We start from the raw sequence: 21,103 nt of genomic DNA on the forward strand, positions 1-21,103 counted from the left end.
CGAGCTCAGGCGACGATCGCGAGCACCACGAAGACGATCATCGTCACGGTGAGCGCGAGCGACATGGGGTGCCACCGCGCGAGAGCGTGCTCCCCTTCGCCCATCACGCCCGGTTCGCCTCCTAGCCCGCGGAGCCACTCCTGCTGGGCCTGCTCGATGACGGCCGCGGCGCGCCCGGGGGTGACGCGACCCCGGATCCGCCCGCCCGGTGCGATCTCGCCTCCGACCGGTTCGGAGTGCCCCAGGATCCCCCCTTCGACCTGCCCGGTCCGCGAGCGAAAACTCGCCTGGGAGGTGATCGCGAAGGATTCGTGGCGCCGATCTTCGGCGCTGAAGGCCAGGGTCCAGCCGCTCCCGACGTAGTCCAACCGCCCCCACGGGATCCGGATTTCGCGCCACGGGTTGTGGACCACCACGCCCTCGTCGCGCAGCGTGACGCGCGGCGCGACCATCATGAGGTAGCTGAGGATCGCGATCGCGAGCGAACCTAAGACCATGCGCTGCGATCCGCCACCGATCGCCTGCCAGCCCGCGAAGAGGATGAGGACCACGATCATGAAGAGGCCACTGACCATCGTCGAGTTCTGACGCAGCGTGACGCGAGCAGGGGACCATCGGGGGTGCTCGGGCATCCGCCTAAGATATCGGGCTGTGACGACCCCGCCGACGACCCGCACCGGCCGCATCGTCATCCTCTCCGGCCCGAGCGGCTCCGGGAAGTCGCGCCTCGCCGCGCGCCTCAGCGCTCGCTACGGATGGCCCGTCGTCGGCCTGGACGATTTTTATCGCAATGGCGACGATCCGGAGCTGCCGATCCAGGAGGAACTCGGGATCCCCGACTGGGACGACCCTCGGGCCTGGGACGGCGAGGCCGCCGTCGACGCACTCACGCGCCTCGTCACGACCGGGCGCACCGACACACCGGTCTACGACATCTCCACGAGCACCGCGGTCGACACTCGTGAGGTGGTGAGCGATGGAAGGGGGTTGATCCTCGCCGAGGGGATCTTTGCCGCCGAGATCGTCCCGACTTTGAGGTCGCGGGGCCTGCTGCACTCGGCATGGTGCGTGCGCCACCGCCGAGGGGTCACCTTCGCCCTTCGCCTCGCCCGAGACCTGCGCGAGCGACGCAAACCCCCGGCCACCTTGGTCAAGCGCGGCATCCTGCTGATGCGGGAGGAACCTCGGGTGATCGCCCGCGACGTGCTCCTTGGTTGCCGAGCCGCCCGGGCCCGCGAGGTCGAACGCGCGCTCACCCCTTCCGACTGAGCGTCGCGGGCACCCGCGGTGACCGCCGCACGTGGCATAGGGTGCGAGCATGACCCGCTTCACACCCGGGACCACCGTCACGGTCCACGACGTTGCCGACCTGATCGACCACGCGCTGCTGAAGCCGGAGCTCACGCCGCAAGAGGTCGCCGCCTCGGTCCGTGAACTCGCCGCCGAGGGCATCTGGAGCGTATGTGTGCGCCCGAGCGATGTGACGCTCGCCGGTGAGACGATCGCCGAGGTCGAGGGCAGCCCGACCCGCGTGTGCACGGTCATCGGCTTCCCGCACGGCACCACGTCGACCGCCGCGAAGGTCGCCGAGTCGCGCCAGGCTCTCGCCGATGGTGCGACCGAGCTGGACATGGTCCTTAACATCGGCCGCCTGCGCGGTGGTGACCTGGACGCCGTGCGTGATGACATCGCCGCGGTCGTCGAGGTCGGACATGACGCCGGTGTCATCGTGAAGGTCATCCTCGAGACGTCCCTGCTCGACGACTCCCAGAAGGTGGCCGCCTGCCGCGCGGCGAGCGACGCCGGCGCCGACTTCACCAAGACCTCGACCGGATTTGCCGGGGGCGGCGCCACCCTCCCCGACGTGCGCCTCATGCGCGCCAACACTCCGGAGTCCATGCAGGTCAAGGCCTCGGGCGGGGTTCGCGATATCGAGACCCTCCTCGCGATGCTCGCCGAGGGCGTCACCCGGATCGGCACGTCCAGCACCGCGGCGCTGCTCACCCAGGCCCGCGAACTCGATGCGTTGGGCACGCTGGTGGTGCCTGAGCCCGGCGCGGTGGCCCCGGCTATCGCACCGCAGGGCTATTAATCGACACCCGGGGAAGGGGGGACAAGCGTGAGCGATCCATGGACCGCGCCCGGTAGCCAGCCGCAAGATCCGACGCGACCGTGGGAAGGGAGCGAACCGAGTCCGCCGACCGACCCCGCCCCAACCCCCTTCCCGGGCAACGCCCCGATCCCGCCAGGAGATGGTGGCGCGCCGCCTGCTGACCCTGGTCCGCCCCCTTCTGCGCCCCCCTTCACCGGGCACTCGGGGATGCCGAGCCATCCGGGGACGCCCGATCCGGCAGGCCCGTTTTCTGGGTCGCCTCCGCCGCACGCTCCGCCCGGATGGGGCGCCGCCAGCTTCCAACCCGGCATCGTCCCCCTTCGCGCCCTGCGCCTCGGTGACATCTACTCCGGAGTGTTCAAGGCCGTCCGGGGCAATGCGGGGGCGACGATCGGACTCAGTTTCGTCGTCAACCTCGTCGTGTTGGTCCCGCTCGTCGCCCTGGCCGCGTATCTCGCGAGCCAGACCACCATCTCGGGCGACTGGCTGAGCGAATCGCCGGAGAGCAGCGCGGCCTTCACGAGCGTCGACCTGATCAACCAGATCCCGACCCTGGGCTCGATCATCGTGACGGCCCTGCTGGCAGTCTTCCTCGCGCGAGTCATCCTGGTGGCGGTCACCGGGCGGAAGACCACGATCGCCGAGGTCTGGGCGGCGACCTCGAGCCGAATCCTCCCGGCCATCGGTGCCACGGCCCTGACCTTCGTCGGGTCCCTCCTTCTCATCGCGCTCCTCCTGGGTCCGGGCATCGCGCTGCTGGTCGCGGCGGATGGAGACGGCGGCTCCATCGGGCTCGGCGTGCTCGCGCTGCTCGCGGGGGCGCTGGTCCTCTTCGTCCTCTACCTCTGGTTGTGGACCCGCCTCGCCTTCGTCACCAGTGCGATTTCGATCGAGCGGGTCGGAGTTTTCCGCGGCTTTTCGCGGTCATGGTCACTCACGAGCGGCAAGGAGATGTGGCGCATCCTCGGGATCCGGCTCCTCACCTCGCTCGTGATCTCGATGGTCGTCTCGGTGATCACCCTTCCGCTCGCGTTGGTCGCCATCGGCGCCTTCGCCTTCGGTTCGGGTGATCCCTCGACCTTCGCCATCGGGCTCGTCGTCACCACCGGCATCGCCAGTGTCGTCGCCGGGGCCCTCACGGCCCCCTTCACCTCCGGCGTCGATGCCCTGCTCTACATCGATGAACGCTTCCGCCGCGAGGCCTTCGACGTGCGGATCATCGACGCGACCCAGCGCGGCAGCGATCTCACCGCCGACGGCGTCGACCTCGGACCGCCCGCCGATGCGATTCGCTGACGGACCGCCGCTCGACCCGTCGTCGGGGCAAGCGCGCGACTGGCTCGTCGAGGAGTTGCGCAAGGCGCCGTATCAAGACCAGCGCAGCCTCTTCGACCGCCTCGTCGATTGGCTCAACCGACAACTGACGCGCGGCAGCGAGGTCGGCGCTCCCACCGAGGTGCTCTGGGTCGTCCTCTTCGTGATCATCGCGGCGATCATCGCGCTCATCGTCTGGCAGATGCGTCGTGAACCGGCGACCTCCCGGAGCGGTGATGACCATGACGTGCTCGGCGGGAGCGAACACACCGCCGCCGAGCACCGGGAGCTGGCCCGCGCTGCGATGACCGCGAGCGATTGGAATACGGCAGTCATCGAGGGCTACCGGGCCATAGCTCGGGGCGCTGCGGAGCGCACGATCTTGCCGGACCTGCCGGGCCTCACCGCGCACGAGGTCGCCATCGCTCTGGCCTCCGCCTTCCCCGCCGAAGGGAGCGAACTCGCCACCGCCGCAGACATCTTCGACGCCGTGCGCTACGGCGATGACCGCGCCGATGCGGCGGCCGCCGAGCGCCTGCTCGCTCTCGAGGCCCGCCTGCTGACGGCCCGCCCCGCGCTCTCCCCGCTTGGTCTCCTGCCGACGCCGGGCGCAGGGGGGACGAGGTGACCGCGCCGACCTTGCCCCGGACCGAGAAGGCTGAGGGCACGCCGCACACCGGTCGCGCATCGATCTGGCGGGCCCGCATCATCGTCGTGGTGCTGAGCATCATCGGCCTCGCCCTCCTCGCGATCCTCAGCCTTGGTGAGGCCAGGACGGACAACCCCCTCGACCCATCGAGCGCTGGGCCGACGGGCAGCCGTGCTCTCGCCGAGGTCCTGCGGCAGCGCGGTGTCGCCGTCGAGCAGGTCGGGACCGCCTCCGAGGTGCGTGATCGCGCGCCCGGTCCCGGGACCACCGTCGTCGTCTCCGGGACGGACTTGCTGACCGAGACCAACGCACGCACGGTGCGAGAGGCCGCCCGCGATGCCGACCGTCTCGTCGTGCTGATCCCGAGCCAGGACATCCTGGACGCGATGCGCATCCCACTCACCCGAGGCTCCCCACCGAGCGGGCGTTACGAAGCCGAATGCGACCCCGGGGCCACCGATGGGATCGTTCGCGCAGGCGATCGCGTCAACAGCGCTGACGGCTCGTACGCGAGCACCGATCCCGCTGTCTCCGTGTGCTTCCGGGTCCTCGGAACCCCTCCGTCCGAAGGGGGTGCGGTCGCCATCGTGCCGGCCGAGAGCGACCGCCCGACCACCGTCGTGATCGGCGCCGTCTCGGGCCTCAGCAACCGACACATCACCGAGGACGCCCACGCCGGCGTCGCGATCCGCGCGCTCGGTGCCAGCCCGCGGCTCCTCTGGTACTACCCCACCTTGACCGATGCGTATGGCACGACGGGCGGTCCCGATGATGGCCAGCCGCGAGCCCTCTACCCGATGATGCTGCTCCTCGGCATCACCGTCGTCACGTTGGCCGTCGTTCGTGGGCGCCGTCTCGGGCGCCTCGTCCCGGAGCGGCTCCCGGTGGTTGTGCGGGCCATCGAGACCACGCAGAGCCGAGCCGCCCTCTACCGCCGCGCCGACGATCGCGAGCGGTCAGCCGCGATCCTTCGCACCCGCAGCATCGACGCCCTTCGCCGACGTCTTGGCGTCACCCCCAGCGAACCTCCGGCAGCGCTCATCACCGCGATCGTCGCCGTGACCGGTGACGATCCGAACCGTATCGAGAGCCTGCTGCATGGGCCGACTCCCCCGAACCGCGAGGTGCTCCTCGACCTCGCCCGCGACCTCATGGACCTCAACGAAAGGGTGCGCCGCAGATGACCGACCACCAACCACCCCCTCCCTCTCCAGGGACGCCTCCGGCGGATCCGCCGTACCCGACGGCACCCCCTTCGAGCCCCACCAGCGAGGCCGAGGACGCTCGGGCTGCGCTCCTCGCCGTGCGCGCCGAGGTCGGCAAGGCCGTCGTCGGGCAGGACGCCGCCGTCACCGGAATGCTCATCGGGTTGCTCTGCGGCGGGCATGTGCTGCTCGAAGGGGTACCCGGTGTCGCCAAAACCCTGCTGGTCCGCACCCTCGCGTCGGCGCTCGACGTCGAGACCCGGCGCGTGCAGTTCACCCCCGACCTGATGCCCGGTGACCTCACCGGATCTTTGGTCTTCGACGCCGGGAGCGCCGAGTTCCACTTCCGGCGCGGACCGGTCTTTACCAACCTGCTCCTCGCCGACGAAATCAACCGGACCCCTCCCAAGACGCAGTCCGCGCTGCTCGAAGCGATGGAAGAGCGCCAGGTGAGCATCGACGGCGAGCCCCACCCGCTGCCGACCCCCTTCATGGTCGCGGCGACCCAAAACCCGGTCGAGTACGAGGGCACCTACCCCCTTCCCGAAGCCCAGCTCGACCGCTTCTTGCTCAAGCTCGTCCTCCCCCTTCCGCCGCGCTCGGATGAGATCTCGGTGCTCCTGCGGCACGCGTCCGGCTTCGACCCGCGCGATCTGGCGGCGGCCGGAGTCGAGGCGGTGGCGAACGGCAAGGACCTGGCGAAGGGGGCGCGCGCCGTGCGCTCGGTAGCGATCAGTGATGCCGTGACCGGCTACATCGTCGATATCGCGCGCGCGACCCGCCAATCGCCATCGGTGCAGTTGGGCGTCAGCCCGCGTGGCGCGACGGCGCTGATGCGCACCGCCCAGGCGTGGGCCTGGCTGAACGGCCGCGGCTACGTCACGCCGGATGATGTGAAGGCGCTCGCTCAGGCCACCCTCGCGCACCGGATCGGGCTGCGTCCCGAGGCCGAGATCGAAGGGGTCAAGGTCGCCCAGGTGCTCGACAGTGCCCTGGCGGCGGTGCCGGTCCCCCGCTGATGGCCCTCACCCACCGCGTCGTCTGGTTGCTCCTCATCGGGGCCGTCCCGGTCGTGTTACGCCCGAGCGTCGGCACCGTCTGGCTCTGGGTGGCGCTCGTGGCCGCGCTCGTGGCGCTCGATCTGCTCCTCGCCCCCACGCCAGCGGGGCTCGAGGTGGCGCGACCCGTTCGCACCACCCGAGTGCGCCTCGGCGAGCGCGCCCAGACCGAGATCGTGATCGCGAACCCGACCGGGCGCGGGGTTCGCGGGCTCGTCCGGGACGCCTGGCCCCCTTCGGCTGGGCAGCGTGAGCGCGGGCAATCGCTGCACATCCCGCCGGGTGAACGAGTCCGCGTCGTCACCCACTTCCTCCCGACCCGCCGAGGAGACCGCCACGCCGACCGTGTGACGATCCGCCTGCGGGGTCCGCTCGGGCTCGCAGCGCGACAGTCCTCGATCGAGGTGCCCGGGGTCCTGCGGGTGCTGCACCCCTTCGGCGCGCGTCGCCACATCCCCTCCAAACTGGCGGCGCTGCGCCAACTCGACGGTCGCGCGGCGCTGCGGACGCGGGGACAGGGGACCGAGTTCGATTCGCTGCGCGACTATGTCGACGGCGACGACGTCCGCAGCCTGGACTGGCGCGCGACGGCCCGACGCCAACACCCGGTCGTGCGGACCTGGCGGCCGGAGGAGCAGCGCCGGGTGATCATCGTGATCGACACCTCCCGCACGAGCGCCGGGCGCATCGGCGATGTCCCACGACTCGATGCCGGCATGGACGCCGCGCTGTTGCTCGTCGCGCTCGCCGGCCACGCCCGGGACCGCGTCCACATCATCGCTGGCGATCGTCAGGTCCACGCCCGGATTACCGGTCATGATCGCGCCGAGCTGCTGAGTGCAGCGGTGGATGCGCTCGCCGATGTCGAACCCAGCCTCGTCGAAGCTGATTGGTCGGCGCTCGCCTCCGAGGTTGCCCAGGCGAGCAGCCAGCGCGGGCTCGTCGTGTTGATTACTCCGCTCGAGCCGTCCGCGATCGAAGAGGGTCTGCTGCCCGTCCTGCCTGCGCTCGCCGCCCGCCACCGGGTCGTGCTCGCGTCGGTCAGCGATCCCGAACTGGGCCGGATGAGCGCGCAGCGGGACACCCTGGCCGAGGTCTATGACGCCGTCGCCGCTGAGCGCACCACTCAACTGCGCGAGGCGACCGCCGCGGGGCTGCGGCGGATCGGGGTAAGCGTGATCGAAGGCGACCCCGACTCCCTTCCCCCGCAGCTCGCCGATCACTACCTCGCCCTGAAATCCCACGGCCTCCTCTAGCCCTCTCGCGCTTTTCCACCGTCGCTTCGTGACCGGCCTGATCGTCCACGGGCCCGCGCTGACGGAGCCCTCGGCGACCGCGGACCCGAGACTCTGGAGGTCGTGACACCACGTCAGTTGCTCCAGGCTCGATACCGAGCTGCGACCGAGGAGGCTTCCCTTCGAGGCGGCGTGATCTCGCGGGCCGACCTTCGCGCCTTCGGCATCAGCGCTGACCATGTCCGCCACCAGGTGGAGTCGCGCCGCTGGCGGTGTCATGGCCGCCAAACCGTTGCGACCCATACGGGTTCCTTATCGGAAGAGGCGCGTCGCTGGTCCGCGGTGTGGGAGGTCGGTGCGCGGATCGCGGTGCTGGACGGGGTGAGCGCACTCCACGCCGCGGGGCTGACCGGCTATCGGGATGCGGCCATCCATGTCTCGGTGACGCACACCGCCTCGGTCCGCCCCGTGGAAGGAGTGGTCATTCACAAGGTGGGTCGCCAGCTGACAGCCCATATCCGCTCCGCTGGACTCCCGCGGACCACACCCGCGATCGCGGCGGTGCGCGCTGCCCACTGGGCGGTCAGCGACCGCCAGGCGGCGTTGATCTTGGCCATGACGATTCAGCAACGCCTCGTTTCGGCCGCCGACCTGCAGGCCGCGGTGGACCTCGCGCGAGGCAGAACCCGCCGCGCGTTCATCCGACGGATCGTGGCCGACGTCAGCGATGGAGCACAGGCGCTCGGCGAGCTCGATGTCGCCTCGATGTGCCGGTCCCGTCGGCTGCCGCCCCCCGAGCGCCAAGTCGTGATGCGAGGACCCCGCGGCCGGATCTATCTGGACGCGCGATGGCGCGAGCAACGACTGGTCCTCGAGGTCGACGGGTCGGGCCACACTCAGGGGCTGGCCGTGATGCTCGACCACTTGCGCGCGAACGAGGTGGTGATCGCGGGCGATCGGGTGCTGCGGATCGACCTCATGGGTCTTCGCTTAGCACCGGACCTCTTCCTCGATCAACTCGAACGAGCGCTGCGCTCTGGTTCGAGGTAATACGACGCTCTATAGGCCGTCGGATTACCTCGAACCGGGGAGGAAGGGGGTGATCAGCCGGTGATGGGGTCGAGGGCGCCGCGGTCGCGCTCGCCGAGGTCACCGGTCACCCCTTCGGACACTGCCCGACGCCCTAGCACGAAGACGTAGGTCAAGAAGAGGACCTCGGCGACGATCCCAATGCCAATCCGGGACCAGGTCGGCAGGGACGAGGGAGTGACGAAGCCTTCGATCACTCCGCTGATGAGGAGCACCACCACGAGCCCGAGCGCGACGACCATCGAGGCGCGCGCTTCGGCGGCGAGGGATTGCAGGCGAGTCCGAGGACCCGGTTCGACCCACGACCAGAAGAGCCGCAGCCCGACCGCGCCGGCGATAAACACCGCCGTGAGTTCGAGCAGGCCGTGGGGGAGGATCAACCCGAAGAAGAGGTCTGCGCGTCCGTGGTCGATCATCAGCGCAGCCGCGGCGCCCACGGCGACACAGTTCTGATAGAGCACGTAGAGCACCGGGAGGCCAAGGACGCCCGCGCCGATGCACTGCGCGGCAATCCAGGCATTGTTGACCCACACGAGCGTCGCGAACTCATGGTGCGCGTACTCGCTGTAATAGTTCTCGAAGTCGGTGTTGACGTAGGCGTCGATCTCCGCGGGCGTCAACTGGCTCGTGTAGACCTCGGGATGCTGCAGCGTCCACAGCGTCGCGAGCACGATCAGCGCGAGGCAGGCGAGCGAGACGGCGATCCACCACCGGCGCATCCGGTAGAGCGTGCCCGGCAACTGGTGCGTGAAGAAGCCCCCGACCGCGGCCCAACTCCCCGGCGGTGAGACGGCTGCGTGGACGCGCGCCCGGGCGAGCAGGCTCGACAGGTAACTCACGATGCTCGGGTCCGGACTCGCCGTGCGCACGACCGACAGGTGGGTCGACACCCGCTGATAGAGGTCGAGTAGTTCGTCGGCCTCGGCCGCGGACAGGCGCCGCTGACGCACGAGGTGATCGAGCCGCCGCCAGTGCGGCGCGTTTACCGCGATGAAGGCGTCGAGGTCCACGCGTCGCAGCCTACGTGAGTCCCGCCCGCGATTAAGGTGGGCGCGAGCCACGAAGACCGCATGAGACGAAGGGGGTGAGCGGTTTGAGCTCCGTCGCAGGGTCGAGTTACGCGACCGATGACCAGGTCACCAGCGAAGGGGTGGCGGTTGAGTTGCCGGTCGCCGGATTCGTGATGCGGATCGGCTCGGCCCTGATCGATGCCGCGATCTCCATCGGGGTCTTTATCGCGAGCGTCATCGCCTCGATCTACCTCCTCTTCGGTCGCTCGGACGCGGTCACCGGCGCGGCGACAATCCTGATCATCATCGTGTCCTTCGTGGCGGTGCCGATCGTTCAGGAGACCCTGCTGCGCGGCCGTACGGTCGGCAAACTCATCTTCGGGCTACGCACCGTCCGCGATGACGGTGGGCCGATCCGCTTCCGGCACGCGCTGACCCGCGGTCTCGTGGGCTTCATCGAGGGCTGGATGCTGATGGGTCTGCCGATGGTCCTCAGCGAAATGATCGACTCGAAATCACGCCGGCTCGGCGATTTCACGGCCGGCACCTACGTGATCACCGAGCGCCGATCGATGACGCTCCCTCCGCCGCCTCAGATGCCGCCGAGGCTGGAGGCGTGGGCGCGTACCGCGGATATCGCGACGCTCCCGGGCGGGCTCTCCATCGCGGTTCGCCAGTACCTCGGCCGCTTCGCCACGATGACCCCGGCGGCCCGAGAGCAGACCGGCTCGGGGCTCCTTAGCGCCGTGCTCGAATACGTCTCTCCCCCGCCCCCGATCGGATCCCCGCGGGAGGCCGTCCTCGCGGCGGTGCTCGCCGAGCGCCGCCGCCGCGACCTTGACCGGCTCGCGCGGGACCGGGCGGTCCGCGAGCGCCTGATCAGCCCTGACCCGCTGCAGCCGCGTACGCGGGCTTGATCGTGCCTTCGATGAGCTCGAGCCGCTCGTCGAAGGGGAGGAAGGCCGACTTCATCGCGTTGACCGTCACCCAGCGCAGGTCATCAAGATCCCACCCCGCCTGGTCGACGAGGGCGTGCATCTCCTTGGTCATCGAAGTATCGGACATGAGCCGGTTATCGGTGTTGAGCGTGACGCGGTAGCGGAGCTTGGCGAGCGCGGTGATCGGGTGCTCCGCGATCGACGGCGCGGCTCCCGTTTGGACATTGGAGTGCGGGCACATCTCCAGGGGCACGCGGGTGTCTCGGACATAGGAGGCCAGGCGGCCGAGGCGCAGCGCAGAGGGATCCTCGGCGGCGAGCCGATTCGCCAGCCCCGGATCGTCGGTGACCGTGGTGCCACTTCGTCCGGCGCCGACGAGCTCGATGTCGTCGCCGATCCGCACACCATGGCCGAGCCGGTCAGCCCCGCACCATTGGAGGGCCTCCCAGATGCTCGGGAGGCCAAACGCCTCGCCCGCGTGGATGGTGAAGTGGGCGTTTTCGCGCGCGAGGTACTCGAAGGCGTCGAGGTGGCGGCTCGGCGGGTACCCGGCCTCGGCCCCGGCGATGTCGAAACCACCAACGCCCTGGTCGCGGTAGCGCACGGCGAGTTCGGCGATCTCTCGCGACTTGGCGGCGTGGCGCATCGCGGTCAGCAGGGCGCGGATCCGGATCGGGGTACCGGCGGCGGCGGCCTCGGCCTCCCCTTCGCGAAAGCCTGCGTTCACGGCCTCAACGACTTCCTCGAGTCGCAGTCCCCCTTCGAGATGCTGCTCGGGCGCATAGCGGCTCTCGGCGTAGACGACGCCATCGGCGGCGAGGTCGAGGACGCTCTCGCGAGCCACGCGGCGCAGCGCATCGGCGCTCTGCATGACCGCGACGGTGTGCTCGAAGGTCTCCAAGTACCGCACAAGAGACCCCGAATCCGCACTATCGCGGAACCACGCGGCCAACCCCTCGACGGTGCGGTCTGCTCCGCTCACCGGGAACTCATGGCCGATCTCGTCGGCGATCTCCAGGACCGTCGACGGGCGCACGCCACCATCGAGATGATCGTGCAGGAGGGCCTTCGGCAGACTGCGGATGCCGGCCTCATCGAGGACGAAGGGGGTCGTGGAGGGCTGCTGCGTGGTGGTCTGGCTCACCCCGGACACTCTAGGGGCCCGCGGGCCACGTGTCGGCTCGCGCCGTTAGAACGAGAAGGTTTCTTGGAGTTCGTCGCCGACGATCTCTCGAGCAATCTCGACCCGACCTTCAGCGTCGCCTTCGGCGGCCTCACCTGCCTCTTCCCATGCCCGAGGCAGTACCTCTTCGGCGAACCCCGTCAGGCGATCGAAGAACTCCACCACCCCCGAAGCAATCACCACCACATCACCTTCGGAGACCGCCACCACCTCACCAGCAGCACCCGACTCAGGATCCACCCGCACGACCACACCCTGACGCTGATGCCACATCAGCGGTTGCTGACTACGACGCGAACCCACCTCCTCGGAGGACTCATCCGCACCGGTCAACCACGAAAACTCCCACAACGCCACCTCCACCCCCGGAAATGCCGCTGCCGCCTCCCGGAACACAGGAGCCACCCCCACCCCCGCCTCGACATCCACCCCATCAACCATCCTGACCAGCTCCGGAAACCGCCCCGCCAACACAGCCCACCGCGAAGCGAACCCCTCGAACACATCGCCCGTCATCGCGTGGTCGGGCGCGAATCGGTCGTCCGACCCCGCGGCCGCAGGTGCCGGCGACCGCCGGTCTCCAGCGAGGACGGAGCGGACCTTCGCCCACAGACCGCCTTGGCCCTCGCCGCGGGCCACGCGGCGGGCGCACTCCCTTGTCACCCGGTCGTACTCGGCGACTCCCCGCGAAGGGGTCCCCTCCGCTCGACCCCACGCCAACTCCGCCCCCTCGGGAGGCTCCACGCCGAGACCCTCGGGAGTCTGGGGCTTGCCCGTCGGCTCCCGGCGCTCGGTAAAGCGCGGCTCATCCGCCACCAGATCCCACGCCCCCACCGCTGCCAGTTCTACCTTCATCCACCCCGGCACGCGCGAGGCATCCCGCGGCATCCGCAGCAGCTCCGAGACGTAAAGACCCGGTTCGCGGAACGGACTGCGGTCACCGTCCAGCTCAACAAGCGGGGCCGGATCCCCCGACACCCACACGGACAGCACCCCGCGCGGGGCATCAGCCTCAACGCGAGACCAGAACCAACCCCACCCACCGTCGGCGATCTCACGCTCTCGCTCAGCCTCGAGGAACGGCAGGACCTTGCGGGCCGTGGCGCGTTCCGGACCCTCGTAGGGCGGGTCCTCTCGAACCATGCCCAGTCTGCCGACGAGCAGATACGTGTAGGACGCTGGCGCGATCCCTGCCTCGCGCAACGCCGCTAATGCGCCCACGCGGACCCGCTCCAACGGCTCCCCCGCCAACTCACGCCACGTCACATCCACACCCTGGTCCTCGCGACGGGCCACCCGGCGGGCGCACTCCCTTGTCACCCGGTCGTACTCGGCAAACCCCCGCGGCGTCGTCCCCTCCGCTCGACCCCACGCCAACTCAGCGCCTGCCGGAGGCTCCACCCCGAGACCCTCCGGCGTCTGCGGCGTACCCGTCGACTCTCTGCGGTCGGTAAACCGCGGCTCGTCGGCCACCAGATCCCAGGCCCCCACCACCGCCAGCTCCACCTTCATCCACCCCGGCACCCGCGACGCATCCCGCGGGTGCCACGTGAGCTCCCTCATATACCGGCCAGGCTGACGAAAGGGGATGAGCTCGCCGTCGGTCCCGGTCAGCGGGGGCGGATCCGCCGACACCCACACCGAGAGCAGCCCACGCGGGGCATCAGCCTCGACCCGATACCAAAACCAGCCCCACCCACCCTCGGCGATCTCACGCTCCCGCTCGGCCTTCATCGACGGCCGAACCTTCCCCGCCATCCACTCCTGCAACACCTCGTCGGAGGAGTCGCCGCGGACCATCTCCAAACCACCGACCATCAGGTAGGTGTAGGAGGCAGGCTCGATCCCCGCCTCAGACAACGCCGGAAGCGCGCTCGCGCGGACCCGCTCCAACGGCTCCCCCACCAACTCACGCCACACCTGAGCCATGGATTACCCCCTTCTAGTTCAACCGACCAGGACCGCGCGACGCCTCACCACTTCTTCGCACGGCCGACCCGCCAATCCGCCACCAGGATGGCGAGGACCGCTGCGGGGATTCCAAGGAAGAGCACGCCCGTGTACAGCGCGTAATAAAAGCCAGCAACCGGGATCGAGGCAATCGGCTCTCCGCCGACGATGGCGAGCAGGATTCCGATGGCGGCAAAGCCGGCGAAGAGCCAGCCCACCAGAGCCCACAACCCCCAGAAGAAGGCACCGTCGCGACCGAGATACCACCAGGTGGCGCCCGCGGTGAGCAGCGCAACGAGGGCGACGTCGAGGACGAACCGCCCCGGGGCGCTGGTCATCACGATCAAGGCGACCGCCTGGATCAGCGCCACCGCGAGACCCGCGGCCACGCTAGCTCCGGCCCGGACCGGAGTCGAAGGGGCCTGCAGAGCGCTCGACATCACCTGATGGTGTCAATCACGACCGGGCGCAGCTCCGGCGCGGTGTCGCCGATATCCCAACCGCCGTCGAGAGCAGCACGGGCCCGCTCGAAGCGCTCCGGGGTGTCGGTGAGCAGCGTCATGAGCGGCTCGCCCTTGCGGACGGTATCGCCGGGCTTGGCGTGCATCTCGACTCCGGCACCGGCCTGCACGGGGTCCTCCTTGCGGGCTCGACCCGCGCCGAGCCGCCAGGCCGCAACGCCGACGGCCATGGCATCAAGGCGCGTCAGCACCCCGTCGCGCTCGGCCACGATGGTCTCGGACTCCTTGGCGACCGGCAGTTCGGCGTCGGGGTCACCGCCCTGAGCCGAGATCATCGCCCGCCAGACGTCCATGGCCCGGCCATCGTGTAGCGCTGCCGCGACATCCTGGCCGCCGCGCCCGGCCCCTTCGAGCATTTCTTCGGCGAGACGCACCGTCAGCTCCACGACATCCTTCGGTCCGCCGCCGGCCAGCACCTCGACCGACTCGCGGACCTCGATCGCATTGCCGGCGGTGAGCCCGAGCGGGGTCGACATCTCGGTCATGAGCGCGACGGTGTGGACTCCCGCATCGGTCCCGAGATCGACCATGGTGCGGGCGAGTTCGCGCGCGTCGTCCTCGGTCTTCATGAAGGCGCCGGTGCCGCACTTGACGTCGAGGACCAGCGAGCCGGTCCCCTCGGCGATCTTCTTGCTCATGATCGAGCTCGCGATCAACGGGATGGCCTCGACGGTGCCGGTGACATCGCGCAGGGCGTACAGCTTCTTGTCTGCTGGGGCGAGTCCCGACCCGGCCGCACAGATCACGGCGCCGACCTCTTCGAGTTGGCGCAGCATTTGCTCATTGCTGAGCGAGGCGTCCCACCCGGGGATCGACTCCAGCTTGTCGAGCGTCCCGCCGGTGTGCCCGAGGCCGCGCCCGGACAGCTGCGGCACCGCGACATCAAAGACCGCCACGAGCGGCGCGAGCGGCAGGGTGATCTTGTCGCCGACCCCGCCGGTCGAGTGCTTGTCGGACGTCGGGTTCGTCAGCGAGGAGAAGTCCATCCGCTCCCCCGAGGCGATCATCGCCGCGGTCCACCGGGCGATCTCGCGCCGATTCATGCCGTTCAGCAGGATCGCCATGGCGAGCGAGGACATCTGCTCGTCGGCCACCTCACCGCGCGTATACGCATCGATGACCCAGTCAATCTGGGAGTCGCTCAACTCCCCACGGTCGCGCTTGGTCGAGATGATCTCCACGGCATCGTGCTGACTCATTGCCCCATCCTGGCACGAAGGGCCACGATCGCGCCGCCCCCTTCACCTCGTCGCTTCCGAAGAGGAAGGGGGTCAATCCAGGTCGTCCGGGCCGAAGGCCTGCGGCAGCACCTCGTCCATGCGCTGCAACCCCTTCGGCGTCTGCAGGACACACTCCGCACCGCCGTGCTCCCAGAGCAACTGCCGACACCGGCCGCATGGCATCAGAGTCTCGCCGTTGCCATCGACGCACCAGACGGCGACCAGCCGACCGCCACCGGTCATGAGAAGTTCGCTCACCATCGAGCACTCGGCGCAGAGGCCCAGCCCGTAGGAGGCATTTTCGACGTTGCACCCCGAGACCGTCCGGCCGTCGTCGACGAGGCCCGCTACTCCAACCGGGAAGCGCGAGTACGGCGCGTACGCCCGCTCCATGGCCGCGACGGCGAGAGCGCGCAGCGCTTCCCAGTCGATCGAAGGGGGCTGCGCTGCGGGCGTCGTCATGGCCCTAGTGTCCCTCACCCTTGCGATAGACCTTGCCGTCCGCCGCCGGCATCCGCAGGCGTTGGCTGGCGAAGGCGAGGACGAGCAGCGTCGTGAGGTGCGGCGCAAACTTGGTGAAGTCCTCCGGGATCGTCTCCAGCATGACGAAGGCGACCACGATCAGGACCGCGGTCACGGCCGCGATGCCGGCCTGGATTCGATTCCCGCGACGCCACTGCCAGATGGCAAGCCCCACGAGGAGGAGCGCTAGGACCAGGAGCAGCGCGTGGAGTGCCGCGCCTCCACCACGCAATTGCAGGGCGTCCATGAAGCCGAAGAGGCCGGAGCCGGCGAGCAGACCACCGGGGCGCCAGTTGCCGAAGATCATCGCGGCGAGACCGATATACCCGCGGCCCCCCGTCTGCCCTTCGCGGAAGTGGTTCGAGGCGACCATGGCGAGGAAACCGCCGCCGAGACCGGCGAGGCCACCGGAGATCAGCACGGCGATCGTCTTGTACTTATAGACGTTGACGCCGAGCGTCTCGGCGGCGATCGGTGCCTCACCGCATGAGCGCAGGCGCAGGCCAAAGGTCGTGCGCCAGAGCACCCACCACGTCCCGACGACGAGCACGATCGCGATGATCGTGAGGATCGAAACCCCGGTGGTGAGGGCCCGCAGCAGGGCCGCAAGGTCCGAGACGAAGAACCACCCCTGCTCCTCCACGGTCCCAAGAGCATCGGAGACCCCGGGGATCGTGATCCGAGGCAGGCCGGGCAGCGGCGGCGACTGGGTCGCGCCGCCCCCTTCGAGCCCGGAGAAGAAGCGCGAAGCGAGATAGGTCGCGACCCCGACCGCGACGATATTGAGCGCCACACCCGAGACGATTTGGTCGACGCCGAAGTAGACCGTCGCGAGCGCATGGATCGCGCCGCCGACGGCTCCGGCGATGATCGCCCCGAGGACTCCCGCCCACGGGCCGCCGTTGATCGCGCCGAAGGCGGCGCCCCACGTCCCAAGGATCATCATGCCCTCGAGACCGATGTTGACGATTCCCGCGCGTTCGGACCACAAACCGCCGAGACCGGCGAGCGCGATCGGCACGGCAAGCGCGAGGGCCGCGCCGAGCGTGCCTGAAGAGGAGATGTCCGCCTGGCCGGTCAGGATCCGCACCAGGGAGAGCACGATCAGGACGGCCGCAACGACCGCCATCGACGTCCACCACGGCAGGCGGCGGCGGGTGCTCGGCTCCTGCGGGACGACGTCGGTCCCCACACTCAGACCCGTGCTCATGCCGGCGCCCCTTCCTTCTCGGTCCGCTCGGTTCGCAGTTGTCGCGCGACCTCGGTCTGCTCCATCCGACGTTCGATCCGGCGCACGACCTCGTAGGCGATGACGACCGCGAAGAGGATCACGCCTTGGATGATGAAGACGAGTTGGGGGGCGACCCCTGCCTTCAGTTGCAGGCTGTCGCTGCTCTTGTCGAGATAGGACCACAGCAGCGCCGCGAAGGCGATCCCGATCGGGTGGTTGCGACCCAGGAGGGCGATCCCGATCCCGATGAACCCGATCCCCGACTGGAAGTTCAGGCCATAGGAGTGGTCCAGGCCGAAGAGGGCGGGCATCCCGACCAGGCCAGCGAGGGCGCCGGAGGCGATCATCGCGCCCATCACCATCCGTGGCACCTTCACGCCGCTCGCGACGGCCGCAGTCTCGGACCGGCCGGTCGCGCGGACATCGAAGCCGAAGCGTGTGCGGTTGATGACGAACCAGTACACGAAGCCGACGACGACAGCGAGCAGGGAGAGCGTGAACACCTTCCCGGTCGCACCCGGGACCCAGGCGAAGCCCTCCAACTGAGAGCTGGCGGGGATCTCCCGGGTGCTGATCGTGTTACTTCCCGGCGCGCGCTCTCCGACCGTGCGAAGACCCCAGCCGACGAGACCGGCCGAGATGGCGTTGAGCATGATCGTCGAGATCACCTCAGAGACTCCGCGTCGCACCTTCAGCCATGCGGCGATCGAAGCCCAGAGGCCTCCCGTCACCATCGCGATGAGGATTGCCACGGCGACATTGAGCGGCCCGGGCAGCCAGCCGTTGCCGGCGAAGAGGGCAGCGGCGAAGGTCGCGATGCGGTATTGGCCGTCGACGCCGATGTTGAACAGGTTCATTCGGAAGCCCACGGCCACCGCAATCGCGGAAAGGTAGTAGACCGAGGCGCTGTTGATGATGTTGACGATCGAGCGCGGTCGCGGCCGATCGAGCAGCGCAGCCCAGACGTCTCCGACCGGGTCCCCGACGGCAACGAGGACGAGGGAGGTGACGATGAAGGCGACGACCAAGGCAAGCACTGGCGCGATCAACGCCAGGCCGATGCGGCGCAGGTTGAAGCGTTCCTTCACGACCGCGCACCCCCTTCTTCGTTCGTGGGTGCAGCGGGTGCATCATCGCCGCTGGCGCCGGTCATCGCCCCACCGAGCTCTTCGCTCGTCACCGTGTCAGGGTCGAATTCACCGGTGATCCGGCCGCGCAGGATGACCTTGATCGTGTCGGAGAGGCCGATCAGCTCCTCGAGGTCGGCGCTGATCAGCAGCACCGCGAGGCCTTCGCGACGGGCATCGCGCACCAGGTCCCAGATGGCCGCCTGGGCACCGACGTCGACGCCGCGAGTGGGGTGGGCGGCAATCAGCACCTTGGGGTGGTGGCTCATCTCGCGACCGACGATCAGCTTTTGCTGGTTGCCGCCGGAGAGGGATCCAGCCGTCACGTGGATGCTCGGCGTCCGAACGTCGTAGGCAGCGACAATGCGTTCGGTGTCCTCACGAGCGGCCGCGCCGTCGATGAGTGGGCCCTTGACGTTCGGAGCCTCGGTCTGGTGACCGAGGATGCGGTTTTCCCAGAGCGGCGCATCGAGAAGCAGACCGTGGCGGTGGCGGTCGGCCGGGATGTACCCGACTCCGGCCTCGCGGATCTGACGCACACCCCAGGTCGAGATGTCGGTGTCTTCGAGCCAGACCTCGCCGGACGTGGGCTCGCGCATCCCCATCACGACATCGATGAGTTCATCCTGGCCGTTGCCCTCCACACCGGCGATCCCGAGGACCTCGCCTGCGTGGATCGTCAGGGAGACATCGGTCAGCAGGTCGCGACCTGCACGGGCCGAGCCTGCGAGGCTCACCCCCTTCACCTGGAGCACTGGGCGATCGGTGACCGTCGACTCCTCGGTCTGGGGAGTCGGCAACTCCGAGCCGACCATGAGTTCGGCGAGCTGGCGCGCGTTGACCGATGCCGGGTCGACGGTCGCCACGGTCGTTCCACGCCGGATGACCGTGATCTCGTCGGCGACCGAGAGGACCTCGTCGAGTTTGTGCGAGATGAACAGGACCGTGAGGCCCTCGCGCTTGAGTTCGCGCAGGTTGGCGAAGAGCTCGTCGACCTCTTGGGGGACGAGCACCGCAGTGGGTTCGTCGAGGATGATGATCCGCGCGCCCCGGTAGAGCACCTTGAGGATTTCGACCCGCTGACGGGCGCCGACACCAAGGTGCTCGACCAACTCATCCGGGTCGATTCCCAGCCCGTACTCCGAGGAAATCCGCTGGATCTCGGCCCGGGCGGCGGCCCCGATGCCGTGCAACTTCTCGGCGCCGAGGACGACGTTTTCGAAGACGGTGAAGTTGTCGGCCAGCATGAAGTGCTGGAAGACCATGCCGATCCCGTGGGTGATCGCATCGGCGGGGGTGCTGAGCTCGACCTTCTCTCCGTCGACCTCGATCGTGCCCTCGTCCGGGCGCTGCACCCCGTAGAGGATCTTCATCAGGGTGGACTTGCCCGCGCCGTTTTCGCCGACGATGGCGTGCACCGTGCCGCGCTGGACGGTGAAACCGACATCCTGGTTCGCGATGACCCCGGGGAAGCGTTTGGTGATCCCCGTCAGGTGGACGGCAGGGACCCCATCACGGGTCGGCGCGTCCGTCGTGGCGTTACTGATGATGTTCTCCTCGCCGCTATGACACGTGCGGTACCGACGACGGGGCCCGCCCCGCCGCCGGTTTCCCGGTCGCGAGGCGAGCCCCCTTCATCCGCCCAATGACAGATGAAAAAACGAGACGACTTACTTCTCGGGGACGGTGATCTCGCCGTCCTCGATCTTCTTCTGGTAGTCGTCCAGCTTGGCCTTGATGTCGTCAACCTTGCCGCCGGTCGTCGAGTAGCCGACGCCGCCGTCCTTGAGGTTAAAGACGATGTTGCCGGACTGCGGCTTGCCGTCGACCGACGCCTTGATGTCGTCGAAGACGGCGACGTCGACATTCTTGACCATCGAGGTCAAGATGACATCGCGGACGCTCTCTTCGGCCGTGACGGCCTGGTCGGAGTCGACACCGATAGCGAGCTTGCCCTTCGCCTTGGCGGCGCTGAAGACTCCCGCGCCCGAACCACCGGCGGCGTGGTAGACCACGTCGGCGCCGTTGTCGTACATGCCCTCGGCGGCGGTGCGGCCCTTGGCCGGGTCGGTGAAGCCGGAACCGTCATCGGCGAGGTACTTGGTCTCGACCTTGATGTCGGGGTTCACGGCCTTGGCGCCGGCCTCGTAGCCCGCCTGGAACTTGTTGATCAGCGGCACGTCCATGCCGCCGATGAAGCCGATCTTGCCGCTCTTGGACTTCAGGGCCGCGGCGGCGCCGACGAGGAAGGAGCCTTCGTTCTCAGCGAAGGTCAACTGCGCGACGTTGTCGCCCTTGGAGTCAGCGGAGGCGTCATCGATGATCGCGAAGTGGACGTCGGGGTTCTCCTTGGCCGCGGCTCCGATTGCCTTGGCGTTGATGAACCCGACGGCGATGATGTTCGTGCAGCCGTCTTCGGCCAGCGCGTTGAGCCGCTCCTGACGGGCGGCGTCGTTCTCACCCTGGCTGGCCTCGGCCTCGGCAACCTGCACCCCCAGGTCGGTCTTGGCCTTGTCCAGGCCCTTGGCGGCGGAGTCGTTGAACGACTGGTCGCCGCGACCACCGACGTCGTACGCGAGGCACGCCTTGACCTTCGAGCCTTCGCCACCGTTACCGCTCGCACTGTCGGTCGACGTGGAACTGCCGCACGCGGAGAGGGCGAGCGCCCCGACCGACATGACTGCTGCAACCTTCATCGCGTGACGCAAGGTGCACTCCTTCTTCACAGGGGTATTCAT

General features: G+C 68.9%; 20 protein-coding genes. 9 read left to right on the top strand and 11 right to left on the bottom strand.

What is annotated here, in order from left to right; genetic code table 11:
* Window positions 1-5 precede the first annotated feature (5 nt).
* Window positions 6-632 carry a hypothetical protein gene (locus AB8K43_RS13675; protein WP_370894760.1) on the bottom strand — a complete coding sequence of 209 codons (627 nt, stop codon included), beginning with the start codon at window positions 630-632 and terminating at the stop codon, window positions 6-8.
* A 19-nt stretch (window positions 633-651) separates the two neighbouring features.
* Between AB8K43_RS13675 and AB8K43_RS13680 the strand changes: the two genes are divergently transcribed.
* The 8 genes from AB8K43_RS13680 (at window position 652) to AB8K43_RS13715 (ending at window position 8,624) form a co-directional block, all read left to right on the top strand.
* A complete protein-coding gene (locus AB8K43_RS13680) occupies window positions 652-1,269 on the top strand; it encodes a uridine kinase (protein WP_370894761.1) in 618 nt (205 codons plus the stop codon).
* A gap of 49 nt (window positions 1,270-1,318) precedes the next feature.
* Entirely contained in the window at window positions 1,319-2,092 is a 774-nt protein-coding gene (gene deoC / locus AB8K43_RS13685; RefSeq protein WP_370894762.1) for a deoxyribose-phosphate aldolase, read from the top strand.
* Window positions 2,093-2,119: 27 nt separating this feature from the next.
* A complete protein-coding gene (locus tag AB8K43_RS13690; protein WP_370894763.1) occupies window positions 2,120-3,409 on the top strand; it encodes a hypothetical protein in 1,290 nt (429 codons plus the stop codon).
* Window positions 3,396-4,055: a DUF4129 domain-containing protein gene (locus AB8K43_RS13695; RefSeq protein ID WP_370894764.1), complete on the top strand. Its 660-nt coding sequence runs from the start codon at window positions 3,396-3,398 to the stop codon at window positions 4,053-4,055. The genes AB8K43_RS13690 and AB8K43_RS13695 overlap by 14 nt, the downstream gene beginning before the upstream one ends.
* On the top strand, window positions 4,052-5,260 hold the full coding sequence (locus AB8K43_RS13700; protein WP_370894765.1) for a DUF4350 domain-containing protein: 1,209 nt from the start codon (window positions 4,052-4,054) through the stop codon (window positions 5,258-5,260). Before AB8K43_RS13695 ends, AB8K43_RS13700 begins: the two co-directional genes overlap by 4 nt.
* On the top strand, window positions 5,257-6,300 hold the full coding sequence (locus AB8K43_RS13705; RefSeq protein WP_370894766.1) for an AAA family ATPase: 1,044 nt from the start codon (window positions 5,257-5,259) through the stop codon (window positions 6,298-6,300). The genes AB8K43_RS13700 and AB8K43_RS13705 overlap by 4 nt, the downstream gene beginning before the upstream one ends.
* Window positions 6,300-7,595 carry a DUF58 domain-containing protein gene (locus tag AB8K43_RS13710; RefSeq protein WP_370894767.1) on the top strand — a complete coding sequence of 432 codons (1,296 nt, stop codon included), beginning with the start codon at window positions 6,300-6,302 and terminating at the stop codon, window positions 7,593-7,595. The genes AB8K43_RS13705 and AB8K43_RS13710 overlap by 1 nt, the downstream gene beginning before the upstream one ends.
* A gap of 102 nt (window positions 7,596-7,697) precedes the next feature.
* A complete protein-coding gene (locus AB8K43_RS13715) occupies window positions 7,698-8,624 on the top strand; it encodes a hypothetical protein (RefSeq protein ID WP_370894768.1) in 927 nt (308 codons plus the stop codon).
* 53 nt (window positions 8,625-8,677) lie between these two features.
* Here the strand turns inward: AB8K43_RS13715 and AB8K43_RS13720 are convergent, their stop codons facing one another.
* Window positions 8,678-9,673: a stage II sporulation protein M gene (locus AB8K43_RS13720; RefSeq protein WP_370894769.1), complete on the bottom strand. Its 996-nt coding sequence runs from the start codon at window positions 9,671-9,673 to the stop codon at window positions 8,678-8,680.
* Between the two features lie 83 nt (window positions 9,674-9,756).
* On the opposite strand from AB8K43_RS13720, the gene AB8K43_RS13725 reads away from it, so the two are divergent.
* On the top strand, window positions 9,757-10,590 hold the full coding sequence (locus tag AB8K43_RS13725) for an RDD family protein (RefSeq protein ID WP_370894770.1): 834 nt from the start codon (window positions 9,757-9,759) through the stop codon (window positions 10,588-10,590).
* Here AB8K43_RS13725 and AB8K43_RS13730 read toward each other — a convergent pair.
* The 9 genes from AB8K43_RS13730 to AB8K43_RS13770 form a co-directional block, all read right to left on the bottom strand.
* The gene (locus AB8K43_RS13730) at window positions 10,553-11,755 is read right to left on the bottom strand and encodes an adenosine deaminase (protein ID WP_370894771.1); all 1,203 of its coding nucleotides are present in this window, start codon (window positions 11,753-11,755) and stop codon (window positions 10,553-10,555) included. The genes AB8K43_RS13725 and AB8K43_RS13730 overlap by 38 nt on opposite strands.
* Before the next feature lie 45 nt (window positions 11,756-11,800).
* Entirely contained in the window at window positions 11,801-13,723 is a 1,923-nt protein-coding gene (locus AB8K43_RS13735; protein WP_370894772.1) for a hypothetical protein, read from the bottom strand.
* Between the two features lie 44 nt (window positions 13,724-13,767).
* A complete protein-coding gene (locus AB8K43_RS13740; protein ID WP_370894773.1) occupies window positions 13,768-14,184 on the bottom strand; it encodes a hypothetical protein in 417 nt (138 codons plus the stop codon).
* A complete protein-coding gene (locus tag AB8K43_RS13745) occupies window positions 14,184-15,464 on the bottom strand; it encodes a thymidine phosphorylase (protein WP_370894774.1) in 1,281 nt (426 codons plus the stop codon). The genes AB8K43_RS13740 and AB8K43_RS13745 overlap by 1 nt, the downstream gene beginning before the upstream one ends.
* A gap of 72 nt (window positions 15,465-15,536) precedes the next feature.
* A complete protein-coding gene (locus AB8K43_RS13750) occupies window positions 15,537-15,947 on the bottom strand; it encodes a cytidine deaminase (protein WP_370894775.1) in 411 nt (136 codons plus the stop codon).
* 4 nt (window positions 15,948-15,951) lie between these two features.
* Window positions 15,952-17,217, bottom strand: a complete 1,266-nt coding sequence (locus AB8K43_RS13755) for an ABC transporter permease (RefSeq protein ID WP_370894776.1) — start codon at window positions 17,215-17,217, stop codon at window positions 15,952-15,954.
* Complete coding sequence (locus AB8K43_RS13760; RefSeq protein WP_370894777.1) at window positions 17,214-18,326, bottom strand: ABC transporter permease; 1,113 nt, start codon at window positions 18,324-18,326, stop codon at window positions 17,214-17,216. Before AB8K43_RS13760 ends, AB8K43_RS13755 begins: the two co-directional genes overlap by 4 nt.
* Window positions 18,323-19,783: an ABC transporter ATP-binding protein gene (locus AB8K43_RS13765; RefSeq protein ID WP_370894778.1), complete on the bottom strand. Its 1,461-nt coding sequence runs from the start codon at window positions 19,781-19,783 to the stop codon at window positions 18,323-18,325. Before AB8K43_RS13765 ends, AB8K43_RS13760 begins: the two co-directional genes overlap by 4 nt.
* 252 nt (window positions 19,784-20,035) lie before the next feature.
* Complete coding sequence (locus AB8K43_RS13770; RefSeq protein ID WP_370894779.1) at window positions 20,036-21,103, bottom strand: BMP family protein; 1,068 nt, start codon at window positions 21,101-21,103, stop codon at window positions 20,036-20,038.

Origin of the sequence: Janibacter sp. GXQ6167 (assembly GCF_041365945.1) — a bacterium.
In the GTDB taxonomy this organism is placed as follows: domain Bacteria; phylum Actinomycetota; class Actinomycetes; order Actinomycetales; family Dermatophilaceae; genus JBGFSK01.